This is a genomic window from Ideonella sp. B508-1 (assembly GCF_000333615.1).
Taxonomy (GTDB): Bacteria; Pseudomonadota; Gammaproteobacteria; order Burkholderiales; family Burkholderiaceae_C; genus Ideonella.
The window spans coordinates 1-2,918 of sequence record NZ_BADL01000010.1 but is presented as its reverse complement, the minus strand read 5'-3'; the positions used below and the strand labels follow the sequence as shown (position 1 = coordinate 2,918).

The following is a 2,918-nucleotide window of genomic DNA, read 5'->3' as shown; positions in this document are numbered from 1 at the left end:
CTTGCTGACGCCGGAATTGGCGTGCGCAGATCGCTTGCGGGGAACCCCGACCTCGCGGATCGGCTCAGAACCGAGAACAGCTGCTCTTTGGCCTCTGAATTTGGGATTACAAGCAAGCCTGGCAAGGGGCATGCTGGCTATGGACTTGCCCTGACTCGCCAGTTGCTTGAAAAGGCAGGGGGACGCCTAATTCTTGTGTCTGGCGACGAGGCTTTCCAGGTGAACGGATCCAGGACGTCCGATGTCCCAATTCCTACTGCCTGGGGTGGTACTCTTGCAGTGCTAGAGTGGAAAACAGATAGGCCAATGAGGCTGAGAGACGTTTACGACTCCTGGCCTCTTCCCAAGGGGTACGAAGATGACGACTTCGATTTTGACCATTGACATTGCCGAGCAGTTCCCGGGCATGTCCACCAGGGAAATGGGATCTGTCGCTCTGTGTCAATTCGTGAACAAGCTCACGGATGCCGACATCCTGGAGATCAACTTCAGCGGCATCGCACCTTCTCCATCGTTCGCCGACCAGTGCATTGGCGGCCTGGCGGAAGCCTTGGGGCTTGTGGAATTCAAGGCTCGAGTCAAGCTGAAGAATCTGCCGACTGACGTGCAGCCACTGATTCGGCATGTGATCTTGACCAAGGCTCAAAGGGCTGTTGCCCACTGAAGGCAGACGAGCCACAGCCGGATAGCTAAAGCCGGCGGCGAGAGTGCGCGGGCCTATCCTTGGCTTGAGTCGTCTCTTCCTTCTACCCACCGGTTCACAGCCAGCAGGTTGATCCAGAGATTCCCATCTGGTCCGATGCAGCAGTGCACACCGTTGCTCCAGCGAGGAGGGATCGTCTCGCCGTCCCTCCCCTTCCTTGGTCTGCGCCTGGCATGCACCGCAGCGCGCGTGTCGCCGGTCAGTTCGCAGTACTTGCGCACGCGAACCCACTGAAGCCACTCAACTCGGACAGGTTCGTCTTGATCCATGGTCGCCACCTTCAGCATTAGGTGTCGGATTGTCTAGTACCCATGGCCCGTGACATCGACATCACGTCGACCGGACCGCTGATGGCCTCCAGCTCGGCTGGTTCAAAGACATGGCCCAGCGCCGCGAGATGATGCAGCGCTGGGCAGCTGTGCTCCGGTGGTCAGCTCATGTCCCTTCAGACATAGCCTGCTCATCCAACCAGGCCACGACCGCAGCCGCCTGCCAGCGCGTGCAGTGCGTCCCCCAAGACCTCGGGGCAGGGAAGGTCCCCTTCTTCACCATTGCATAGATGGTGCTGCGGCAGCGACCTGTGACGATACAAACAGTCTCGATGGTCAGCTGTGCATTGGGGATCTGCAGTACATCCATGGGCTGGATCCGTCCCAGGCTGCGTGAAGGCCGCTTGGCCGGCTTCGCTTTCTCTGCTTCAGGCAAAGCGTTCTCCCTTTGGTGGTCGAAGCCTGATGCTAGACCTGCACCACAGAGGTGGCCCGCGCCCTGTTGAGCTGCACCGGCGTCATCACGTCCGCCATGCGCAGTGCTCCGAGATCAATGCCGGGGAGCGCTTCATCCTCGCAGAAGGTCCCGCGGCTTGCGATGAACTCGGCCAACAGGCGCTCCATCTCCTTCTTGAGGAAGGTGGCCGCCCATTCCTCGTTCTCGCCGAACAGGGCCACTTCTTCGCTAGTGCGGAAGTCCACGGCCACCATGTTCGCCATGGCCTGACCCAGGTTCGCGGCACATGGCCGCAGCGCCTTGAGCAGCGACCACGACACCCGGGCATTCACCGCCGCCTTGTGCGCCTGCTGATAGACGCGCGCAACGGGTGACGCCTCGATGGTGGCTTGCCTCAGCTGTTCCTCGCGCTTCTCCAGGCCCTGCTTCAGCTGATCGTGCACCAGGTCCAGCTCGGTCTTTTTGGCCAGCAGGCTGCGCACCTTGCTGGTGATCTCGTAGTTGGCCACCTCGAACTCCCGGTTGAAGTTCTCCGCCACCGGCCCGGCCTCCTGCCGGTTCTGCTTCACCTTGGCCAGCATGTCGTCTCGTGCAGCCAGTGCGACCGCGTAGGCGGCGCCGGCACCCTGGTGATAGTCGGCCGCCGCGAGGGCCAAACTGTCCTTGGCCTGCAGGAAGGCCTTCTCGGCTGCGGCGAACCGCTCTTCAAACGTTTTCATGGTTGGGGTCCTCTCGATGGGTCTCAGAACTCGGCCTGAGCCTCGCCGGCGCCGGGCTGCTGCACGTAGTGCTGCGCCCCGTTGCCGGTGGCCTTGGCGCTCATCTGCTGGATGGCCAGCTTGGCCTCGCCCAGCGCCTCGGTGGCCTTCTTCAAGGCATCCTCCGCTTGGGTCAGACGCTGTGTGGCTTGGGAAAAGTCGATCGTGCTCACGGAATCACTCCTGGGTTGTTGAATGCCCCGACTGGGGCGCTTTGGGAAGGACCGGCGGCCAGGCCGCAGGCCCTACCAAACTGGAAGGCCCCCTCAAACTGAGGGTGCCTTTGGGATGTCGATGGCGGTGACCAGCGTCACCTTCCTGCACCTGTGCCGATGAAGAGGGTGTCCCCCACCCACTCCGCCCCGCGGTGCTTCGCATCGGCGCGAGCCTGCTCGGCCTGACGCTTGGCCTGCCGCTCGGCCTGGCTCTGCGCCGCACGCTGCCGCAGCTTCGCCAGCTGCGTGGCCTCAAGGGCCCGAAGAACCGTGTTTCTCCCTGCCGGAGACAGCATCCCGATGGATGCATCCAGGGCCCGGCCGATGGCTGCCACCTGGTCAAGCAGTTCGTCCAGACCGGCCTTCAGATCCAGTAGCTCCTGCTCGCTCCGCAGCGCGGCGGTGTCCATGCGCTTCATCGCCTGCTGCATGGTCATGGAGTCCACGAAGCCCCCTTCCGTGGCTGCGGCCAGCTGCTCCTTCAGGCCCTTGATCAGCTGTGCCTGCCGCTGCCCG

6 protein-coding genes are annotated in these 2,918 nt (G+C 62.6%); 2 read left to right on the top strand and 4 right to left on the bottom strand.

The features are described from left to right. The coding region (locus tag I73_RS33605; protein ID WP_234409370.1) for a hypothetical protein at nucleotides 1-384 on the top strand (384 nt) is incomplete at its 5' end. After that, nucleotides 359-664, top strand: coding sequence for an STAS-like domain-containing protein (locus tag I73_RS00730; RefSeq protein ID WP_022978865.1), 306 nt, complete (start codon nucleotides 359-361; stop codon nucleotides 662-664). The genes I73_RS33605 and I73_RS00730, both read left to right, overlap by 26 nt. Nucleotides 665-1,138: 474 nt before the next feature. Here I73_RS00730 and I73_RS34755 read toward each other — a convergent pair whose 3' ends face one another. From I73_RS34755 to I73_RS32945, 4 genes are all read right to left on the bottom strand, one after another. Then, nucleotides 1,139-1,342 carry a helix-turn-helix domain-containing protein gene (locus I73_RS34755; protein ID WP_083876481.1) on the bottom strand — a complete coding sequence of 68 codons (204 nt, stop codon included), beginning with the start codon at nucleotides 1,340-1,342 and terminating at the stop codon, nucleotides 1,139-1,141. Nucleotides 1,343-1,440: 98 nt separating this feature from the next. After that, nucleotides 1,441-2,148, bottom strand: a complete 708-nt coding sequence (locus I73_RS00725; RefSeq protein WP_022978864.1) for a hypothetical protein — start codon at nucleotides 2,146-2,148, stop codon at nucleotides 1,441-1,443. A 23-nt stretch (nucleotides 2,149-2,171) separates the two neighbouring features. Next, complete coding sequence (locus I73_RS00720) at nucleotides 2,172-2,360, bottom strand: hypothetical protein (RefSeq protein WP_022978863.1); 189 nt, start codon at nucleotides 2,358-2,360, stop codon at nucleotides 2,172-2,174. A gap of 137 nt (nucleotides 2,361-2,497) precedes the next feature. Then, a partial coding sequence (locus I73_RS32945; protein ID WP_040499349.1) for a hypothetical protein occupies nucleotides 2,498-2,918 on the bottom strand: 421 nt, incomplete at its 5' end.

Bases quoted from the DNA above. Each gene is read 5' to 3' on its own strand.
- I73_RS00730 (WP_022978865.1), top strand. From the start codon at position 359: ATGACGACTTCGATTTTGACCATTGACATTGCCGAGCAGTTCCCGGGC.
- I73_RS34755 (WP_083876481.1), bottom strand. From the start codon at position 1,342: ATGGATGTACTGCAGATCCCCAATGCACAGCTGACCATCGAGACTGTT.
- I73_RS00725 (WP_022978864.1), bottom strand. From the start codon at position 2,148: ATGAAAACGTTTGAAGAGCGGTTCGCCGCAGCCGAGAAGGCCTTCCTG.